The 19,955-nt window shown below is 58.9% G+C and carries 16 protein-coding genes; 6 read left to right on the top strand and 10 right to left on the bottom strand.

From position 1 onward, the window contains the following. Positions 1-23 precede the first annotated feature (23 nt). The 10 genes from icmH to ACM6J5_RS07720 form a co-directional block, all read right to left on the bottom strand. Positions 24-752 carry a type IVB secretion system protein IcmH/DotU gene (gene icmH, locus ACM6J5_RS07765; protein WP_414928125.1) on the bottom strand — a complete coding sequence of 243 codons (729 nt, stop codon included), beginning with the start codon at positions 750-752 and terminating at the stop codon, positions 24-26. Beyond that, positions 749-2,092 carry a type VI secretion system baseplate subunit TssK gene (gene tssK, locus ACM6J5_RS07760; protein ID WP_095942919.1) on the bottom strand — a complete coding sequence of 448 codons (1,344 nt, stop codon included), beginning with the start codon at positions 2,090-2,092 and terminating at the stop codon, positions 749-751. Before tssK ends, icmH begins: the two co-directional genes overlap by 4 nt. Beyond that, the gene (gene tssJ, locus ACM6J5_RS07755; protein ID WP_414928124.1) at positions 2,089-2,844 is read right to left on the bottom strand and encodes a type VI secretion system lipoprotein TssJ; all 756 of its coding nucleotides are present in this window, start codon (positions 2,842-2,844) and stop codon (positions 2,089-2,091) included. The genes tssK and tssJ overlap by 4 nt, the downstream gene beginning before the upstream one ends. A gap of 23 nt (positions 2,845-2,867) precedes the next feature. Further along, positions 2,868-5,465, bottom strand: a complete 2,598-nt coding sequence (tssH, locus tag ACM6J5_RS07750) for a type VI secretion system ATPase TssH (protein ID WP_414928123.1) — start codon at positions 5,463-5,465, stop codon at positions 2,868-2,870. Further along, positions 5,462-6,532, bottom strand: a complete 1,071-nt coding sequence (gene tssG / locus ACM6J5_RS07745) for a type VI secretion system baseplate subunit TssG (RefSeq protein ID WP_414928122.1) — start codon at positions 6,530-6,532, stop codon at positions 5,462-5,464. The genes tssH and tssG overlap by 4 nt, the downstream gene beginning before the upstream one ends. Then, positions 6,496-8,328: a type VI secretion system baseplate subunit TssF gene (tssF, locus tag ACM6J5_RS07740; protein WP_414928121.1), complete on the bottom strand. Its 1,833-nt coding sequence runs from the start codon at positions 8,326-8,328 to the stop codon at positions 6,496-6,498. Before tssF ends, tssG begins: the two co-directional genes overlap by 37 nt. Then, complete coding sequence (gene tssE / locus ACM6J5_RS07735; RefSeq protein ID WP_414928120.1) at positions 8,328-8,810, bottom strand: type VI secretion system baseplate subunit TssE; 483 nt, start codon at positions 8,808-8,810, stop codon at positions 8,328-8,330. The genes tssF and tssE overlap by 1 nt, the downstream gene beginning before the upstream one ends. 25 nt (positions 8,811-8,835) lie before the next feature. After that, the gene (gene tssC, locus ACM6J5_RS07730; protein WP_056723981.1) at positions 8,836-10,338 is read right to left on the bottom strand and encodes a type VI secretion system contractile sheath large subunit; all 1,503 of its coding nucleotides are present in this window, start codon (positions 10,336-10,338) and stop codon (positions 8,836-8,838) included. A 10-nt stretch (positions 10,339-10,348) separates the two neighbouring features. After that, positions 10,349-10,882 (bottom strand): type VI secretion system contractile sheath small subunit, encoded by a 534-nt coding sequence (gene tssB / locus ACM6J5_RS07725; RefSeq protein ID WP_150674124.1) that lies wholly within the window; start codon positions 10,880-10,882, stop codon positions 10,349-10,351. A 68-nt stretch (positions 10,883-10,950) separates the two neighbouring features. After that, on the bottom strand, positions 10,951-11,703 hold the full coding sequence (locus tag ACM6J5_RS07720) for a hypothetical protein (RefSeq protein ID WP_150674125.1): 753 nt from the start codon (positions 11,701-11,703) through the stop codon (positions 10,951-10,953). 817 nt (positions 11,704-12,520) lie between these two features. Between ACM6J5_RS07720 and ACM6J5_RS07715 the strand changes: the two genes are divergently transcribed. From ACM6J5_RS07715 to ACM6J5_RS07690, 6 genes are all read left to right on the top strand, one after another. Further along, entirely contained in the window at positions 12,521-13,555 is a 1,035-nt protein-coding gene (locus ACM6J5_RS07715; RefSeq protein WP_414928119.1) for a hypothetical protein, read from the top strand. Further along, positions 13,545-14,270: a hypothetical protein gene (locus ACM6J5_RS07710; RefSeq protein WP_414928118.1), complete on the top strand. Its 726-nt coding sequence runs from the start codon at positions 13,545-13,547 to the stop codon at positions 14,268-14,270. Before ACM6J5_RS07715 ends, ACM6J5_RS07710 begins: the two co-directional genes overlap by 11 nt. A 55-nt stretch (positions 14,271-14,325) precedes the next feature. Beyond that, positions 14,326-16,179 carry a type VI secretion system tip protein TssI/VgrG gene (gene tssI, locus ACM6J5_RS07705; protein WP_414928117.1) on the top strand — a complete coding sequence of 618 codons (1,854 nt, stop codon included), beginning with the start codon at positions 14,326-14,328 and terminating at the stop codon, positions 16,177-16,179. A 12-nt stretch (positions 16,180-16,191) separates the two neighbouring features. Continuing rightward, positions 16,192-16,773, top strand: coding sequence for a DcrB-related protein (locus tag ACM6J5_RS07700; protein WP_414928116.1), 582 nt, complete (start codon positions 16,192-16,194; stop codon positions 16,771-16,773). Positions 16,774-16,807: 34 nt separating this feature from the next. Next, positions 16,808-17,275, top strand: a complete 468-nt coding sequence (locus ACM6J5_RS07695; RefSeq protein ID WP_414928115.1) for a DcrB-related protein — start codon at positions 16,808-16,810, stop codon at positions 17,273-17,275. Positions 17,276-17,280: 5 nt separating this feature from the next. Next, the coding region (locus ACM6J5_RS07690) for a DUF6531 domain-containing protein (RefSeq protein ID WP_414928114.1) at positions 17,281-19,955 on the top strand (2,675 nt) is incomplete at its 3' end.

Below are 19,955 nucleotides of genomic sequence, written 5' to 3'. Positions count from 1 at the left end.
TGACTCGATTACCTGACCTGTTTTCAGGCACTGAACAGCTGGCTGATTTGTTCGGACAATGCGGCCAGGTCTTTGCCCAGCAACCAGTCCAGCGTCAGGTAGACACCCGTGCAGACCAGCGCAATCAGCGCCAGGTAGAGCCAGAGGGGCACCTCATGGCGCAGCATCTGCGAGACCTGGTCGGGCAACGCCCAGTCAGGCGAGTGGGCCTTGGGCGTCTTGCGAAAACGCGCGATGTCCTGGCCCAGGGTATTGGCCAGGTAGCGCAGCTGGTCCTTTTGCCCGAGGCTGAACTTGCCTTCGAAACCCAGGGCCAGGCACAGGTGGTAAACCTCGAGCACGTCCAGGTTGTGTTTAACGTCGCCACGCAATGCATCGATTTTTTCGAAGAAGCCTTCGCCGGCCAGGTGCACGCCGAAATAGCGGAACTGCAAGGGCTGCAATTCAAATTGACTGCGCAAAGGGTTGGCTTCAACACCCGGTTCGAGGGGGCGCAACACGCTTTCATCGAGGAACGCACACAGGGCGTACTGGGTGTCTTTCACCTGTTCAACGCTGTAGTCGGCGCTGCGGGCATTGCGTTCCAGCGCCTTGAAGAAGGTGTCGACGCTCGCCTCGAAGGCGCTGACCGACGTCACCTGGCGACCCTTGCGCACGATCAGCGCCATGCTGATGAAGTCCTGCACCAGGTCTTTGAGGGTCGGTTTTTCACGGGCGGCCGCAACGGCGCCTTGCAGTACGGCTTCGGTCATTTGAGTACCGCCATCAGTTCAAGCTTGAGGTTGGTGAACGCGCTGGGCGCATAGAAAGAGATGGCCTGGGCACTCATCATTCGCTCGTACACCCGGCCATGGGGTTCGATGGAGAAGTAGTGATTGTCCAGTCGCACCGGAATCGCATTGGGCAGGCGCGTCGAATGATTGAGGGTGACCCCCGGCATGGCGCTGTTGACCACCACTTCGATGTCTTCCGGCGAGCCGACCTTGAACGCCCGTGGCACCAGTTCCAGCAGGCTCGCGCCCGGCATGTCGGCGTGCACGGAGATGTAGAAGTCCGCTTCCGCCAGCCGTGGGTCGTGCAATTGCCCTTGCCAGTACGAGGGTTTGGTCTGGGTCAGGTTGATCACCACACACTGGTTCGGCACCACGTTGTCGAGCAGCACGCGAATCATTTCGTCGAGCTTGACCAGCGAGGCCGCCGGGTCGTGGTGGTCGTACTCGGGGATGTCGTTGAGCTGGGTGTCCAGCGAAAACGTCAGCAAGCCGCCGGCGAGTTCGGCCAGGAATAGATACAAGCGCTCCGGGTGCAAACGCGGGTGTGCAAGCAGGTGCGCCAGGGCCGGGTGGGCACGGTTCACCGTGTTCAATAGCCAGAACAGGGTCACGTCGCTGGAGCCGAACTCGGCGATCTGGTCCGCGCGCTCGCGGCGACGGCCGGACAGCGCCTTGCTCTTGGATTGCAAGGCACCGAGCAAACGCTTGCCCAGGCCGATCAGGGTGTCGTGGGTGCCCAGGTGTAGCGTCGGGTGCACGAAATGTCCGTCGAGGTTGAAACCGCCGATGTTGTTGCGCGACAGCCGGGCAATCGGGCACCAGGTGTAGCCATCGAGGGTGTCGCCGTCGATCAGCATCACCACGTTCAGGCGCAGGCTGGTGATTTCGTTTTCCAGGTCGCCTTCGTTGAGGTCCGGCAAGGTGTCGAACTGCTTGCGAAAGCGCCGCCCGGTCTTCTGCTCCTGGCCGTCTTCGACGTAGTTCAGGCCGAAGGGCTCAGGCAGTTTCAGCGCGGCGTAGACCTTCAGGTCATTACCCTTGAGCAAATCCTTCAAGTCCCGGGCCGCCGGCAGCGGATCGTGCTGCGGCGCGTCGAACAGGCTGCCGTCGGGAAACACCAGTTTCAGTCGTTTGAGCTGCAGGGAACCGCTGGCGAGGGCTTCCTCGTCCACTTCCAGCAACTGCACGCCCCAGTGAAAGGGTGTGTTGCGCAGGGTCGCCTGCGCCAGCTGATGCTGGTGGAACTCATCCTGATACTGGAAATGTTGTGGCAAAAGGAACATGCCTTCGGACCACATCACCCGGCTTTGCTTACTCATTGCGCGCTTTCCAATAATGAATTCAATTTCGAGTCCACGGCTTTTTGCGCAGAGCCGACGGCTTTGTCCTGGGCCTTTTGCACCACGGCGTCCTGAACTCGTTCGGTCAGTGTCGGTTCGGCAGACGGGTCGGGCTGGGCGGTGGCTTTGGCCAGTTGTTCCTGGGTCTTGGGTTTGTCCAGGACGTCGACACCACTGACGGCGGACACGGTGTTGTTGTCCACCAGCACCCGCAGGCCGTCGGAGGAGAACCAGATGCCGTCCTTGCGCAGGGAGTTGGCGTCGAACGCGACCTTCCAGCGGCTGTTCTCGTCGGTGCGGAAAAAAGCCGCGACGCCGACATAGCCCGCCGCCTTGTTCAGCGGCCACTTGTCGACTTGCCCCATACCCGGCAATAAGGTGATTTCGCGGTTTTCCAGCAAGGTATTGCCGAGGGCCTTTTGTGGGTCGTCCCACAGCGAGTCGGCGTCCACCGAGGCAAAACGCTCCAGCGATGTCAGCTGGTACACGCGCAGCACCACCGAAAGTGGCTGGCCGGACGCATCGGGATTGAGCTGGTTGCCGCCGTCGGACGTCAGGATGATTTTCTCGTTGTCCTGGAACAGCATGTCGCCGGCCCAGGTGTTGTCGACCCGCTTGCCGACCCGGTCGGTGACGCCACAGGCGCTCAGTACCGCCATCATCGCCACCGCCGTCAGGCATTTAGCCAACGCTGTCTTTTCGGGACGCTTCCCTGAATATCTCTTGTCCATGACCACTACCTGTAAATGCCCGATCAGTTCAGGCGATAGGCGAAATCGCCGTCGCTGCCCAACTCGATGTTCAGACTCTGAATCGGTTTGTCCTGCGCCATGCGCTCCAGGACCCGCTGGGCCAGCTCCGGCATCAGGGTCTTGGACAGAATGTTGTCGATGTTGCGCGCGCCGCTGTCGACTTCAGTGCAGCGCGAGGCAATGACCTTGACCAGTGCCTCGTCATAACTCAGTACGGCCTGATGATTGCGTTCGAAGCGCTGGCGAATACGCGCAAGCTTGAGCGCGACGATGCGCTCGAGAATCGCGTCCTTGACCGGGTAGTAGGGGACGATGGTCAGGCGGCCGAGGAAGGCCGGCTTGAACACCTGGTTCAACTCGTCACGCAGCCCTTCGACGATGTCGTCCGGCGTCGGTTGCGGCTGGGCATTGAGGCACCACTGCATGATGCGGTCGGTCCCGGTGTTGGACGTGAGGATGATCACGGTATTGCGAAAGTTGATCTCGCGACCTTCGCCGTCATCCAGCACGCCTTTGTCGAACACCTGGAAAAACAGTTCGAGCACGTCCGGGTGGGCCTTTTCCACTTCATCGAGCAGCACCACGCTGTACGGCTTGCGTCGCACGGCTTCGGTCAGCACGCCGCCCTCGCCATAGCCGACATAACCCGGAGGCGAACCCTTGAGGCTGGAAACGGTGTGGGCTTCCTGGTACTCGGACATGTTGATGGTGATGACGTTACGCTCGCCGCCGTACAGGGTGTCGGCCAGCGCCAGTGCGGTTTCGGTCTTGCCGACGCCGCTCGGGCCGAGCAACAGGAACACGCCGATGGGTTTGTTCGGGTCTTCCATGCGTGCGCGGGAAATCTTGATGCGTTTGCCGATTTCGTGCAGTGCGTGGTCCTGGCCGAGCACCCGCTCGCCCAGCAGTGCCGGCAGGCGCTGCACGGTTTCGATTTCGTCGCGCAGCATCTTGCCCAACGGAATGCCGGTCCAGCCGGAGATCACTTCACCGATGGTGCCGCCATCCACCAGGGCATGCACCAGCGGTTGTTCACCCTGGACGCTGGCCAGTTCGGCGCGTACCGCGGCAATCTCCTGGGTATCCGGTGCCTGATTCTCCGGGTGGCTGAGGGCGCCGAGTTGATCCACCAGTTGCAGCTCGCGTTGCCACTGTTGTTCGAGGGCATCGCGGGTCTGCTGTTCGCTCAGCAGCTCGGTGTTGAGGGCGGTCAGGCGGCGGGCATGGTCGCTGCCTTTGGCGGCTTCCTGTTGCAGTACCGATATTTCCGCCTGCAGGTTGTCGATCTGGCGCTTGCAGTCCTCCAGCGGCCCCGGTTGCGCCGATTGCCCCAGGGCGACCCGGGCGCAGGCGGTGTCCAGCACGCTGACGGCCTTGTCCGGCAGTTGGCGCCCGGTGATGTAGCGATTGGACAGGCGCACGGCCTGCACCAGCGCTTCGTCCATCACCGTGACCTTGTGATGTTCCTGCATCTTGGCCAGCAGGCCGCGCAACATGTGGATCGCCTTGTCTTCGTCCGGCTCTTCGACCTTCACCACCTGGAAACGGCGAGCGAGGGCGGCATCCTTTTCGAAGTACTTCTTGTACTCGGCCCAGGTGGTCGCCGCGATGGTGCGCAATTCGCCGCGAGCCAGGGCCGGCTTGAGCAGGTTGGCGGCATCGTTCTGTCCGGCCTGGCCGCCTGAACCGATCAGGGTGTGGGCTTCGTCGATGAACAGAATGATCGGGTGCAGGCTGCGCTTGGTTTCTTCGATCACCGACTTGAGGCGGTTTTCGAATTCGCCTTTCACCCCGGCTCCGGCCTGCAACAAGCCCAGGTCCAGGGTGTGGATGGCAACGCCCTTGAGCACCGACGGCACGTCACCCTGAATGATGCGCAGGGCCAGTCCTTCAACCACTGCGGTTTTGCCGACGCCGGCCTCACCGGTGAGGATCGGGTTGTTCTGGCGGCGGCGGGTGAGGATGTCGACCATCTGCCGCACCTCGAACTCGCGACCGAGCACCGGGTCGATCCGGCCTTCGCGAGCACTTTGCGTGAGGTTGATGGTGTACTGATCGAGGGCCGGGGTTTTGCCGTTGCCTTTGATCGGGTTGGCGACGTCGACAGTGCCCAGCGGTTTGCTCAGGGCTGACTCGGCGCTGCTTTCCACCAACGCGTTCAGATTCACGCGCAAATCGTCGGCGTTGATTTTCTCCAGTTCGGCGGCGCCAGCGATCACCACCCGGCGCAGCTCATCGTCATCGAGCAAGGCTTGCAACAGATGGCCGGTGCGGATCTGCGCCTGGCCGAACTCGATTGAGGCCAGGACCCACGCCTGTTCGATCAGGCGGGTCAGGTGCGGCGACAGCGCCGGGGTGCGGGTATTGCCCTTTTTGAACGTCCCCAGTGCCGTCACCAACTGCGCCTGCAAGCGTTCAGGCACCACGTCGTAATGACGCAGGATGGCCGGCAGGTCGTTGTCGTGGCTATCGAGCAATTGCAACAACAGGTGCTCGATTTCGACATCGTAGTGGTGTTCCGACAGGCACAGCGCCGCGGCGCTTTCGGTGGCGGTACGGCTGGTGTCGTTCAGCTTGGCGAACAGGGACTTCAGGTTCACAGGGAGACCCCATCAAAAGGAATGTGGAAGAGCGCGCAACGGGAAGGCTCCACGTCGACGCCCGGTCGTTTGAGCCAGCCGAGCCGGCCCAGGGAAAGGTTGCCCTGGCGACCCAGGCGGGCGACGGGTACGGACTGCGGTTTGAGCTTTGGCGCCAACTGGAAGTCGAGTTCCGCACCGACGTAGAAACGCACCAGTTCCACCAGTTTTTGGTAGTCCTCGGTGCCTGGCTGGAAGCGTTGATAGTCGGCCAGTTCCAGTGGTGCCGTTTCGATGCGTACGCACGACTGGTAATCCCAGACCCGATTGCCGGCGACGGCGCTTTGCCCCAGCACCGCGTTCTTGCGACCCAGTTGCGTGCATTGGGTGGCGTCGAGTTTCAGCCAGCGACCGGCAAACGGCTTGACCTTGAACGGCAGGGAAAAATAGAAGCTGAGCATCACTTCCAGGTTCAAGGCGTTGCGCGGTTTCTGGGCGAACAGGCCGGAGAAATAGCTGAACAATTCGCGGCGCAGGGGCGAGCCTTGCCTGTCGAATTTCTGCTTCTGTGCCTCGGGACCGAAACCCACCAGGTTGAGCAGGTAGCGGTCGAAGTCCGAGGTGCCGTTGCGTTCGTACTCAATGTAGAACTTGTACTTTTGCCAGGCCTCGTAGAAGAGCGTGGTCATGCGGTGCGAAAAGATGTCGAGGAACGCGTGGGCCGCGTCATCCCGGTACTGGATGTGCCGCTCGATCAACAACTCGGTGTACGGGCGCGGCAACACGCCTGACGGCCCGACCAGCCCCATGAAGGTGACTTGCATCTCGGACAGCGGCAGGCCAGCCACGGACACCTTGCCTTCACGCTCGAACTGCAGGTCGCTGACTTCACTGGCCGGGAAGTTGAGCGACAGCTGTGAGCGAAAACGCAAAGGGTCTTCGTGCGGTCGGGTTTCCAGGTCCATGCGCCCGGTTCTGCTGTAATGCAGGCGAAGCAAGCGCACCAACTGGAAAAACTCGAATCGGTGCGGCTCAGCCCGTGCCTGGTCGATCAGACCAGGGGTTGATCGCCGGTTCGCGGTGGCCATTGGACGACTCTCTTTTCGCGCTGCAAGGTGCGAAGGGTTAATTGGGTAAAACTGTTCATCGAGCAGTACTGACCAAAGAAGTGATCGAGCACCATGCCGAACAAAAACACACCGCTACCGGTGTACTGGCTTTCATCGAAATTGAGGGTGATGCCGACGCCGCGAACGAAGTTCGGCCGCGGGTGGCCGATGCGTGCGACTACGGGTTCACTGCTGACCGAGACGATGCCGTTGATCTGTTTGCGGATCGCCGACACGTTGCGGTAGTTGTAGAGCGACAACAGCTCCAGCAGCACCTCGCGACCACGGGCCACCAGCGACATGTGGTTGAGCGACAGGTGCGAAATCAGTCGCCAGATCACGCCGTTGCCCAGCGGCACCCGGGCGGTGGCGGTGGGCTTGCGCAGGCAACGGATGTCCTGGATCACCGAGTTGCCCAGGATATGGAAATCGCCGCGTTCGCCACCGAACGGCAGCATCAGGGGCAGGTCGCGGTTGCTGCAGGTCAGGCGGATGCTCAACGTATCGTTGTTGGCCTCCATCAACCCCAGCTCACGATCCACCACCCGGATAAATACGTTCGAGCCGTCGCGCTGGCCGCTGTGCACCGCGCGGCGCCGGGCAATCCAGAAGCTTTGCCCCGGGCCCTGATCGCCACGGGGTTCGAAAAACGGATGACAGGTGCCGACCTGATCGATACCGCCGACCTTGCGCACCCGTCGTACGCGATCGATGGACACCACTTCGGCCGAGCCTTGCAGGCGCACATCCGGCGTCACCGCGTACTCGTGCTGGGCGTGGGTCAGCTTGATCGGCTCGGCCTGCTGGCGGAACAGGTTGATGATCGGCGTGCAATTGAGCTTGAAGTTATTGCGCCCGATATTTTGCGTCAGGCGCGCCAGGCGGTCGTTCAAGTCGTAGTCGGAGAAGTAGAAATTGACTTCGATTTTCTCGAGGTTCTTGCCAGCCAGAATCCGTGCAAAACCCGACAGGTCGAAGAACATGAATTTGTCGGGGAAGGTGAAGTACTCGTGCAGCAGTCGATAGCCGAGGAACGAGCGCTCGGAGTAGTCCACCAGGCCTTCGTCCAGGCCGTAACCGACGGCTTTCAACGCGTTGGCCGGCAAGACGACCTCGCGGGTGCGCCCCTGATCTTCGAAGGTCAGCGTGGCCTTGGCCAGGTTGTTGAACAGCAGTTCGTAGAGCTGCAGCATCAACGTGCTTTCGCCGTCGAGGAAGAACCGCAGGCTGTCCAGCTCCAGCTTGCCGAACATCACGTCGGAGGTCGCCACCAGGCCGATGCGCAAGCGCGCGACCAGGTCGGCGCTATGCCCATTGAACGCCGAGCGTTCCATCTCGATGAACGACGCTTGTTGCACCGCCACCTGCCATAGCTCGACCGGGTAGCAGGTGCGGAATTTACACACCACGCCATCGATCGGGTTGGCATTGAGTTCGGTATGCCGGGGCACGCGGAAGGCTTCGGTGACTTTTTCCTGCTTGCCCAGGTTGAACTCGACGATCGACATCGACGGGGTAGGGCGCAGGTAATGCGGGTACAGCACTTCGAGAAACGACTCGACGATTTCCGGTAGCTCGTCGTCGAGTTTTTTATGCACCCGCGCCGACAGGAACGAGAAGGCCTCGATCAAGCGCTCGGTATGCGGGTCTTCGCAGTTATCGCCCTCGATGAGCAACCGCGAAGCGATCTTCGGATACTGGCTCGCGAACTCCTGGCCCAAAAAGCGCAGGTGCGACAGTTCCTTTTCGTAATAGGGCAGCAGATCGTCGAGCATCAGTTGAGGTTCTGTACTTTGTATTCCTGGGTGTTGACCTGCAGCACCGCGTCGAAGGACACCTGACGGGTGACGTCTTGCAGACGCAGGACCGCGTCCACGCGAAAGGTCAGCATGCGTTGGCCGGTCTGTTGGGCGAGCAGTTGCACTTTGACGCTATGAAAGCGCCGGTCGCCGACCGTGATCGCTTTCTCCAGCTGTCGCTGGATCAGCAGGCGATCCTTCGGATCAAGCACGCTGCGACTGGTGAAGTCCGGCATGCCGTAATCGAGGATGCTGCCGCTCAGGTTGACGAACCCTTCCAGCTCGTTGGCGACCAGGGACTGGCGGGTGTTGACCAGGATTTCCAGGTCGCGAACGATGCTGGCCTTGTAATCGGCCAGCGAACACAAGCGCTGCGATGACGCTTCGATGGACTGATGTGGACGATCGTCCAGCAATCGGTCCAGCAGTGATGGCAACAGCTTGTGTTGACTGGTCATGGTGCCTCCCTGGCAATGTGCTCGATCAGCCGCGGGTCGATTGCGGCAATTCAGCGACCAGGCGCAACGAAGCGGTCAGCTCGTCCAGTTGGTAGTGCGGGCGCAGGTAGGTCACGGCCTTGTACACCCCCGGCTTGCCCGGCACTTCGAACACCTCGGCGCGGGCTTCGCGCAACGGGAACTTGGCCTTGGCTTCCTGGCTCGCGGTGTCGTCCAGCAGCACGTAGCTTGACAGCCACTTGTTGAGGAACAGTTCGACGTCCTTGCGCGAAGCGAAGCTGCCGATCTTGTCGCGCATGATCGCCTTCATGTAGTGCGCGATGCGCGAGGTGGCGAAGATGTACTGCAACTGCGCGGAAAGCCGGGCGTTGGCGTTGGCGATGTCGGTGTTGTACTGCTTCTGCTTCTGCGCCGACTGGGTGCCGAAGAACGCGGCGTAGTCGGTGCCCTTGCAGTGCACCAGTGGAATGAAACCGAGGTCAGACAGCTCTTTTTCACGGCGGTCGGTGATGGCGATCTCGGTCGGGCACTTGAGGGCGATTTCACCGTCATCGGTCTTGAACGTGTGGGTCGGCAGGCCTTCAACCAGGCCGCCACCCTCGACACCTCGGATCGCCACACACCAGCCGTAGCGGGAAAACGCATCCGTGACCCGGGTGCCCAACGCGTAGGCGGCGTTCATCCACAGGTACTTGTTGTGGTCACGGCCATCGACGCTTTCGACGAAGTTGAATTCTTCGACCGGCGTGGTATCCGGGCCGTAAGGCAGGCGGCCGAGCACGTGGGGCAGGGTCAGGCCGACATAGCGCGAGTCTTCCGAGGCGCGGAACGACTTCCACTTGGCGTATTCGACGGTGTCGAAAATCTTCGCCAGGTCCCGTGGGCCGGACATGTCGGTGAACGAATCCCAACCGAACAGCTCAGGCGAGGCCGCCGAGATGAACGGCGCGTGGGCGGCCGCGGCGACGTGGGAAATCTCTTCGAGCAGGTACATGTCTTCCGGGCTGCGGTTGAACTCGTAGTCACCCAGCAGCATGCCGAACGGTGCGCCGCCGAAGGTGCCGTATTCTTCTTCGTAGATCTTCTTGAACAGCGCGCTCTGGTCGAATTCGGAAGCGGCCTTGAGGTCGCGCACCAGGTCTTTCTTCGACGCATTGAGCAGGTGAATCTTCAGCGTGGTGCTGGTCTCGGTCTGGTCGACCTGATACTTCAGGCCGCGCCAGGACGCTTCCAGCTGCTGGAACTCACTGGCGTGCATGATCTCGTTCATCTGCTCGGAGAGCATCGCGTCGATCTCGGCGATGCGCGCATCGAGCACGGCGATCAGGTCCTTGCTCGGCGTCATTTCGCCTTCCAGGATCTGGTTGACCAGTTCGCCGATCAGGTCGCGGGTGCGGGTGCGCTCGGTCTCGGAACGGGCCACGCGGCTTTGCGAAATGATGCTGTCGAGCAACGAGGATTGCGCGGTGAAGCTGTCCACTTCGACCAGCGTGCTGTCCTGCTGAGTCACGGTTTGCTTGTCGTTCATCGTCAGGCTCCTACGCTTTGCCGTCGGTGGCCGGAACGGCGGCTTCGCGGCCGAATTCCTTGCCAAGGGTTTTCAACTTCTCGGTGTTCTGCAACACGTCCATGAGCAGCTCTTCGAGCTTGTCGTTGCCGCCCATCTTGTTGCGCAAGTCCGCCAGCTTGTTGCGCACTTCCAGCAGCTTGCGCAGCGGCTCGACCTGCTTGACCACGTTCTGCGGTTCGAAGTCTTCGAGGGCGTTGAAGTTGAGCTCGACCCCCAGCTGCGTGCCGTTCTTGGCCAGGGTGTTGTCGACGCGGTAGGTCAGGCGCGGCTTGATGCCCTTGAGCACGCCGTTGAAGTTGTCGCGGTCGATGAAAATGAACTTGCGGTCCTTGAGCTTCGGCAGCGGCTCCAGCGGGTTGCCGGCGAAATCGCCCAGCACACCGACGACAAAGGGCAGCTCTTTCTTTTCCTGAGCGTCACCGATATCCACGTCGTAGGTGATGTGGACCCGAGGCGCGCGAACGCGGTCGAGTTTGTGCTGGGTACTTTCCTTCTTCGCCATCGTGATCTCCTGTGCGAACAATTCGCTGCAAGTCGTTTGCGTGTCGGTTCAATGGGTGGCCGAGCGCGTTACATTCCTTCGATCGTCAGCAGCAGGCGCTGACGGATTTCATCGTTCATTTCCATGATGTTCTCAAGGCCCACCAACTCTTCGAAGCTGGTGTTGCCGGCGATCTGGGTGCTGCTGCGGATCACGGCCTCGTCGGGCAACTGCGAGCGAACCGGCGAGCCGATGACGCAGAAGGGCAGGTCGCCGAACTCCTTCAAACGTTCGAAACTGACGGGAAAACGCAGGCCTTCGAGCAGGCGGCTGATGCCGGGCGACTTGCTCAGGCAGTAGAACAGCACCAGGTAATGCACCACGAAGCGGTACAGCTCGGCGCTGCTGCGATTGGGGTCTTTGATGACGGTGCGAAAACGGGCCAGGTCGAACGAACTGAAACCCACCACCCAGCGCACGGGGCTGGTGATGCGAATGGATTGGCCGCTTTGGGACAGCACCTTGTCGTATTCCAGCGCAAACAGTTGCGGGGTGGTACTGAGCAGGTTGAGGGGCACTTCGAGTTCGTTGACCAGCTGGAACGGCGCTCCAGAACCGATGCGGTCGTAGAGCTCCTTGAGTTCCTTGAAATGGTGCTGGGTCTCACGCCCGCTGCTGCGTTGCGCACCCTGCAGGTACTCACCGAAAAACGCTTGCGGACGGATCAGCAAAGCAAGGGTCGCCAGATAATCCGAGGCCTGCGCCTTGAGCGCATCGGAAATGGCCCGGGTCTGGCTTCGCAGCTTGATCAGTGCTTCAACATCAAAAAACGTTTGGGTCATCGGTACTTCGTCCTTGAACACTTCACGATCGCTACCCGGATTAACCTGGGCGTGAAGAGCTACTAATTTCTCGATTGAACATCTGTTCACGAGTTGTGCTTGCTGATGTTTGACATCAGAAAATCACGTTGCAAGGGATTTTTTGGAGTGTGATGCTGGCATATAGATATTGAGTTGCCAGTAACCTCGTCTATGGCAATACCGATGTCGAGAAGTTCACATGGGGCCGAATTTTTTCTTGTTTTTGATACGGGCCGCAATACTGTCTGTGTGCCACTATGTGTAGGAAATTACTTACAAATTATTCTGAAACCCAGCAAGAGTAAGGGTTTGGTTAGTGTGTTGGATCCAATTTCTAGCTTAATTTAAATTGTAAATAGGTGAACCGGTTCACCAGCCAGATGGATTCAGTCTCGCAAGGAAACACATTCAGCGGGAAGTGAGAGGCTTTGCATTGGCGAAAGTGATGGCGTTGACACAGTCGGCAAAATCCTTCAACAAGAAAAACCGGGTTGACACCGAGTGTTGTGTGGGTGTTTCCTTTCGCACGTGCTCGGATGGCGATTTGAGAAGTGTGACGCAGTTCTATTTTTTTGAATTCTATTGGCAATTTTTTAGAATGATGGTTGTTGCAGCCACGAGTCATTTTCCGTCGTTCGTGATTGAGGAAGGCAATCACATCAGCGGTTGTTTTTCGTGGTAGTTGGTAGAGTCATGCTCTTTCAGTAGAGCATTGTCCATGAAAAGTGGGTCGGTTGTTGCGTGGAGCCGGTATTGCCGAAGATCTATTCGGTAAGGCGGTATCAGGAGAAAGGACATGGATGAAAGATTTTTACCCTGCACAGTGGCTAACCCTCGTGGATCGCGCCAACAAGCCGGTTTGATGGGTAGAGGTAATCTTCCCTTTCCCAGCGAGATTGCCTCACGGGCATTTCCTGCGCCGCCAAATTTTGCCGGTTACTACGCGACCAATGATTACAATGCGGCGATGTTTTTGGCCCATGAACTGGCCTCGCCAGACTCCGATATGTCCCCGACGGAGGCGCAAGAGTCATTACAGTTACTGCGTTCGCTAATCAGGAGTTTGTCTTCGGCGCCGGATGTTTCAGTCGAAGCGCTGAAAGAATTGCAGAAAACCGCCGAGGCCATCCCGGAAATAGGGCCTTTGATGTTCTCTCCGGCCAACTTGCCTGGCACGTTGGTCAGTGCCGGTACCAGTGTCGCTGCGTTTTCCAGATCGAAGTCGGTTATAGACTTGCTGGACCTCTCCGCGGCCGACAAGAAAAAACTGATCAAGTGGGCCAATAGTCGTGGAACAGCGAACTCAACCTCAGCAAAAAAAGCCTTCAAAGGCAGGATAAAACTGATTCGGGTTGCAGGGCAGTTGCACTTTGAAGTGCCGATTACTGCTCAGGCACAAAGTTATAAGGTGCTGGGGGCAGTTGGGCAGAAAGTTGCTCATGTTCCGGCCTATGGAACAAAGAATGCATTGAATAAGCGTGCAACTTTGCATGCCGAAGGAGCGACAGGCGGGCTCAAATTTATGACGGGGAATACGGTGGGGGTGGCATTAGCCATTGGGCCGCAGGCTTATCTCGATTATTCAAGCTCGACATCGATGGGTGAATTCTATAAAAAGTCTGTTTACACTCAGCCTACTAATCTTGCAGCGTTTGCTGGTGGCGTATTAGTGAGTTTTTTTATGGGATCTTCTCTGGTTGCAGCTCCATTGGTAATTGTGGTGTTGGCCGGTTGGGGTGCCGGTATGGCGGTTCAATATTATATGGGCAAGTCCGGCACTGATAAAAAAGCTGGTAATTTCATAGAAAAGTTGATTGATAATGCTTTTTGATCCTGCTGTAGATACCGTGAAAACTGGCCCATGGGTTGTTTTTTTAATGGTCGTGTTTTTTGGTTTGTTTGGTCCGCCAGGGGTGCCATTTTATTGGTCAATTTATTGTGTAGTAGTGGTGGTTTTGTTGCTCGTAACTCTTTTTTTGGTTGGGGCTTGTGAGCGATATGTGTTTTTCGTTGTGATGGTATTTTTTACTGGTGTCGGTGTTATGGGGTTTTTATTCTCTAGTGTGTTGTATTTGATTGTCTCGGATTTTTTCGGGGGCGGAAGTTTTAAGTCGATCGCTATTGGGTTGTCGCCCTTGTTTTTGATTTTTTTGGCAGTGGCGATTGCTGCTTATGGAGGGAAATCTTTATCCACATTTAAGCTAGTAGGTAATAGGGTTTCTTTTAAGGTAATAACTCAAGCGAAATATAGTGCGGGTTTCCTGGCGGGGCTTCTCGTTTTGGCAGGTGGGGGGACATTGAAGTTAATAGGGTCATTAAATGGTGGGGCGCTTGGGGTTTTAGCAGGTACATCCGGTTGTGTGGCGCTAATACTTTACTATCGGCATATTATTCGTGACCTTCGCGCGCTGCGATCCCTGGAGCGTACAATGCCTATCCCATTCACCTTTATGAGAATCGATGAAATTCGCGAAGCCCGCAGCCGCTGGTGGCTGGGTCGATTGTTTAAATGGATAAGTTCCCTGCGTCAGTCGACAGGTTCCTGACGGCGCCAGAGGGTATTGCGGCAGTAGTCCGAATATAGATTTCCAGGAGTTGCACATGACAATGGATCTTTCATCCCTGTTTACCGCGCAGAACCGGCGCCTGTTCAAACTGACCATGCCGCTCAAAAGTGGCCAGGAACTCCTGCTTGAGTCTTTCGTTGGGCACGAAGGCTTGTCGATGGAGTTCGGCTTCCAGCTTGACCTGTTGTCCGATGATTCTAGCGTAAAACTCAAGACCGCCATGGGGCAGTCTGCGACGATCGAGATTGAACTGTCTACGGGCGCAAGTCGCTACATCAACGGGCATGTATTGCGATTCGGCAGTAATGGCAGCGACGGCGGGATGTGTCGTTATTCGGCGCTGATCGGTTCTTGGCTCAGTTTGCTTGAGCAGCGGTTCGACTCGCAGATTTTCCAGGACCAAACGGTCGAACAAGTGATTACCAAAGTGTTCAGCCGTTATGAAGGGCTGGCCAAGTTCGAGTTTCGCATCAACCGCACGCTCAAACCCCATAGTTACATCACTCAATATCGGGAAAGTGATCGGCATTTTGTGATGCGCCTGCTGGAGCACGAAGGACTGTTCTTTTACTTCGAGCACACCGCTGATAGTCATACGTTGATCATCATGGATGACTCAACCCAGTTGCCTGCGCTGCCAGAGCAGCCGCAAGTGCGTTTTCATACGGCGTCCATTACTGAATCAGCGGACTCGATCACTCACTGGAGCGCAGAGCGGGAGTTGCAGTCGAGCAAGATAGCAGTTCAGACCTTCGACTACCGTCAGCCTCAAAACCGCCTTCCAGTAACCATGAAAAGTCTCAATCAGCAGGGCGATGTACCTGCGTTCGAGATTTACGACTTCATGGGGCAGTACACCCATGGAACGTACGACGACGGCGAAGTGCTGGTGCGCAATCGTATCGAGGCACTGGAACTCAAGGGTAAGGAGTTTTCAGGGGCGAGCAACTGCCGCGCGATGCGCCCCGGCTACACGTTCGAACTCACGCAGCACTACGAGCACGATAATGGCTCGGTCGAAGATCGACAGTTTCTGCTGATGAGCATCCAGCATCGGGGTAGTAATAATTATCTGTCCGGCGGACAGGCGGGTTATGTCAACAACTTTTTTTGCGTACGCAAGAAAATCAAGTTTCGACCTCAACTCGATACCCTGACGCCAACGATTTCCGGCCCACAAACCGCCATCGTCGTCGGCCCACCCGGCGAAGAGATCTACACCGACGAACTCGGCCGGGTAAAAGTGCAATTCCACTGGGACCGCTACGGCGAGTTCAACGACAAGAGTTCCTGCTGGGTCCGCGTCGCGCAGTCCGGTGCCAGCGGCGGTTTCGGCAGCATCCAGATTCCCCGTGTGGGCGATGAAGTCGTGGTGGTGTTCCTCGACGGCAACCCCGATCGCCCGCTGATCATGGGCAGCCTCTACAACAGCCAGAACACCCCGCCGTGGTCGCTGCCGGCGAACAAGACCCAGAGTGGGTTTTTGACGCGATCGATGAAGGGTGACGGCGGTACGGCGAACTTCTTTCGCTTCGAAGACAAGTCCGGTGCCGAGCAGATCATCGTGCATGCCGAGCGCAACATGGACACCGAGATCGAGGTCGACGAGACCCACAGTGTCGGCAGCAACCGCACGATCACGGTCGGCGGCACGCACACCGAAACGATCAAGAAAGACACGGTGATGAATGTCCAGGAAGGCTCGCTGACGATTCAGGTCGACAACCAGTTCATTCAGGTCAGTGCCAAACAGCACATCATTCTTCAGGTGGGAGACAGCAGCATCACCCTCACGCCAGACGGCATCGAGATCAAGGGCAAGGCGATCACCACGACGAGTACCGGCACGACCCAGATCACCGGTTCCGAGGTCAGGGTCAATGATTGAGGTAACGGCGCCATGACCAGAGTCAGTCTCTACGATCGTATTTCCGAAAAGCGTATTGCGCGGGAAGAAGCCGAACGCCTTGCCCAGCAGAACGCGCTCCTCGTTCAGCCTGAGCCCGAGCCGGAACCCGAACCTGTGGTGGCGCTGCAAGACACGCCCAGCAGTTTCAGCTTCGGTGGCTTCAACCTGGCATTCCCGACGGGGTTCAATTTCCGCGAGGTCCAGACCACCCTCGAGCACGAAGGCGAGCCGGTCAGCCTGATGATCAAGCGTCGAGATGTGCAACAGGGGCAGACGCTGGAGCAGCTTTTCGAGGTCGCGGTGCAGGCGTTTCGCGAGGAACACCCGGACCTGCGCATCATCCGCCAGCGCGATGTCAGCGTGGCCGGCAGTGCGGCGAAAGCCGTGGATCTGCATTTCAAGTCCGGTCATGCCGATCGCCACGCGCGCCTTGTCGGTGCCCTGGTGCCTGTTGCCGGGCGTGACGATGCGCAATGGCTGAGCATTGCTTGCGAGATTGATCCGGTCCGGCCTGCGCTCAGTCTGTGGCTGGTTGATTTTGACGGCATGCTCGATGGCCTTACCGTCCGCTGAACACCCTTTTTTTGATTCAAGGAAGTTACCCAAAATGGATTATGAGTTGCAGGAAGGCAGCATCGCGTTGCCGCAAGGTTTTCAGGACCGCACGGTGAACATGTTTGTGTTGGGGGCGAGCATTCCGGCGCCGTTGAGCATCACTATTTCCCGGGACACATTACTGCCCGGCGAAGCGCTCAAGGCCTACGTCGAGCGTCAGATCAAGATGCTCGCGTCCAAGTTGCGCGGCTATACGCTGCTGGGCAAGAAGGCCGTTGCGTTGTCGACCACGACGCCGATCGAGGGCGTGCAGATCGATGCGTATTACATGACCGATGGCCGACCTTTCTATCAGCGTCAGGCGGCGTTTCTGATCGAGCCTGGACGCGCGATCATTTTTTCCACCACAGCCCAGGCTGACTTCAGCAGCGAGCAGAATCAGAACTGGATTGACCTGCTGGCGAGCTTTCAGCCTCGCCAGCCCGGCGGCCCCCAGACCGACTCCAGCGCACAGGAGTAACGGCCATGTTCGAAGCCGCAAGGTTTGGCGATGAACTGTCGCACACCAGCGCCCTGGGCGGGTTTCTCATTGGCGCGGCGCTCGGCATCGCGCTGATTGCCACGGTTGCGATCGCGACGTTCACCTGTGGGTTTGGCGTGGCTTTGTTGGCGGGCTTGGCCGCAGGCGTCGGAGGTAGCCTGCTCACCGTAGCCGGGGAGAAGATAGGCAGTATGTTCTCCTCACCCGCGGGGACCATCGTCACCGCGTCGCCCAACGTCTTCATCAACAGTCGCAAGGCGGCCCACGTCGAAAAGAGCACGGGCGCCTGTGACAAGCATCCCGGTCCGGTAAAAGTCGCCGAAGGCTCGACCAACGTTTTCATCAACGGCACGGCGGCCGCCCGCAAGGGCGACAAATTGACCTGCGGCGCGACACTCTCCAGCGGCTCGGACAATGTCTTCATTGGTGGCGGAACCTATCGCTACCTGCCAGTGGACGATGAGATTCCAGGTTGGCTGCGAACCACAGTTGACATCCTCATGGCGGTCGCCGGTGCAGCGGGCGGTATCGCCCATGTGCTCAAGATGGGGACGCAGGCCGGTATGAAAGCCGCAATGCCCTGCGCCTTGAGGTTCACCGCCGGCTTCGTCACCGGTGAGGTTGCTGCGCGCTACGTCGCGGTACCGGTCATTGAGCGTGCGATGGGTGGTATGGTCGGCAACCCTGTGGACGCCACCACGGGCCGCAAGGTCATTACCGACGAAACCGACTTCAGTCTGCCGGGCCTGATGCCGATCCAATGGTCCCGCTTCTATGCCAGCGACCTGAGCGTCGACAGCGTGCTCGGCAAGGGCTGGGTCTTGCCCTGGGAGCAAAGCCTGCGTCGCAGTGGTGCGTTCGTTTACCTCACCGACAATCAGGGGCGCAGCGTTCCGTTCGTGGACGTGCAGCCGGGGGAGCGCATCTACAACCCCCATGAGCAGGTGCATCTGGTCTGCACTGAGGGCGGTCACTACCTGCTGCAAACCCTCGACAATACGTTTTTCTACTTCGGCGAAGTCGCGGACGACAACATCCCGGTACCGCTGCAGCGCATCGAAAACGCCCTGGGCCACTTCCTGCATTTCACCCACACCGCCGAAGGCACGCTCACCGACATCAGCGCCACCGGCGGCGTGCGGGTGCACCTGCATTACGAAAACCCGCTGGGCCGCCTGACCGATGTCAGACGCGTGGTCGACAACGAGGCCGTTGAAACCCTGGTGCAGTACCGTTACGACGACAACGGCCAGCTCGCTGAAGTCATCAACCGCAACGGCGATTCAGTGCGCCGTTTCAGCTACAGCGATGGCGTGATGACCAGCCACAGCAATGCCTTGGGCCTGAGCTGCAACTACCGCTGGGAACACCTCGACGGCCAGCAACGGGTAGTGGAGCACTGGACCAGCGATGGCGAACGTTTCCAGTTCCGCTATGACACCAAGGCGCACACCACACAAGTCACCGACGTGCTCGGGCGTGAAGCCGAGCTTCATTACAACGCCGATCATCGCGTCACCGCCAGCCGCGACTTCGGGGGCGAGCACTACGTCATCGACATCGATGACACCGGCAACATGACCGGCCTGACATTGCCCGATGGCAACAGGCTCCAGCTCAAGTACGACGAATACTCGCGCCTGCTCGAAGAGACCGACCCGCTCGGGCGCACGATCAAATACCGTTATCACCACCTGACCCCGCTGGTTACACAGGTGGACTACCCCGACGGCAGCACCTGGCAAGCCCGCTACGACGACAAGGGCAACCTCATCGCCGAAGTCGACGCCCTTGGCCACACCACCGAATACCTGAACGGCGATGACGGCCTGCCGCACACCATCATCGACGCGACCCACAAGTCCAAATACCTGTGGTGGAACACCCTGGCCCAGGTCGAACGTTTCCAGGATTGCTCGGGTAAAACCACCACCTACCGCTTCGACGAGCGCCAGCACCTGGTCGCCGTCACCGACGCGCTGGGCCAGACCACTACCCTGGAACGCAAGCCCGACGGCGAAGTGCTGCGCATCAAACACCCGGACGGCAGCGCCGAATCGTTCACCTATAACCCCCTCGGCCAGGTGCTGACGCACACCGACGGCAAGGGCCAGACCACCCGGCTGCTGCGCAACGCTCGCGGTCTGCCGAGCAGCCGTCAGGACGCCAAGGGCCAGCGCATTCGCTACGAATACGACCCGGCGCTTCGCCTGACCGCGCTGATCAACGAAAACAACGCGGCGTACCAGTTCGCCTACGATGCGTGCGACCGGTTGATCGAAGAAAAACGCATCGACAACCTGACCCGGCGCTTCAGCTACAACCTCGGCGGACATCTGACCCAGGTCGACGAAACCGGCTACGGCGAACGCGGTGAACGACCACAACGCCGCACCGAGTTCGAGCGCGACAGCATTGGCCGACTACTGGCCAAACTCAATGCCGATGCCCGTCAGGATTATGTGTATGACGACGCTGATCGCCTGCAGTCGATCCAGCGCCAGCCGACCGCGCAGGGCAAGCAAATTGGCGTCAGCGAAGAAACACTCGAATTCTCCTACGACCTGCTCGGCAGGCTGGTCCAGGAGACGACACCGCAAGGCGTCTTGTCCTACGAATACGACCCACTGAGCAACCTCACCACCCTGACGTTGCCCAC

The organism is Pseudomonas sp. IT-P74, assembly GCF_949768175.1.
In the GTDB taxonomy this organism is placed as follows: Bacteria; Pseudomonadota; Gammaproteobacteria; order Pseudomonadales; family Pseudomonadaceae; genus Aquipseudomonas.
The sequence above is the reverse complement of the archived record's forward strand: the minus strand, read 5'-3'. Positions and strand labels throughout refer to the sequence as shown.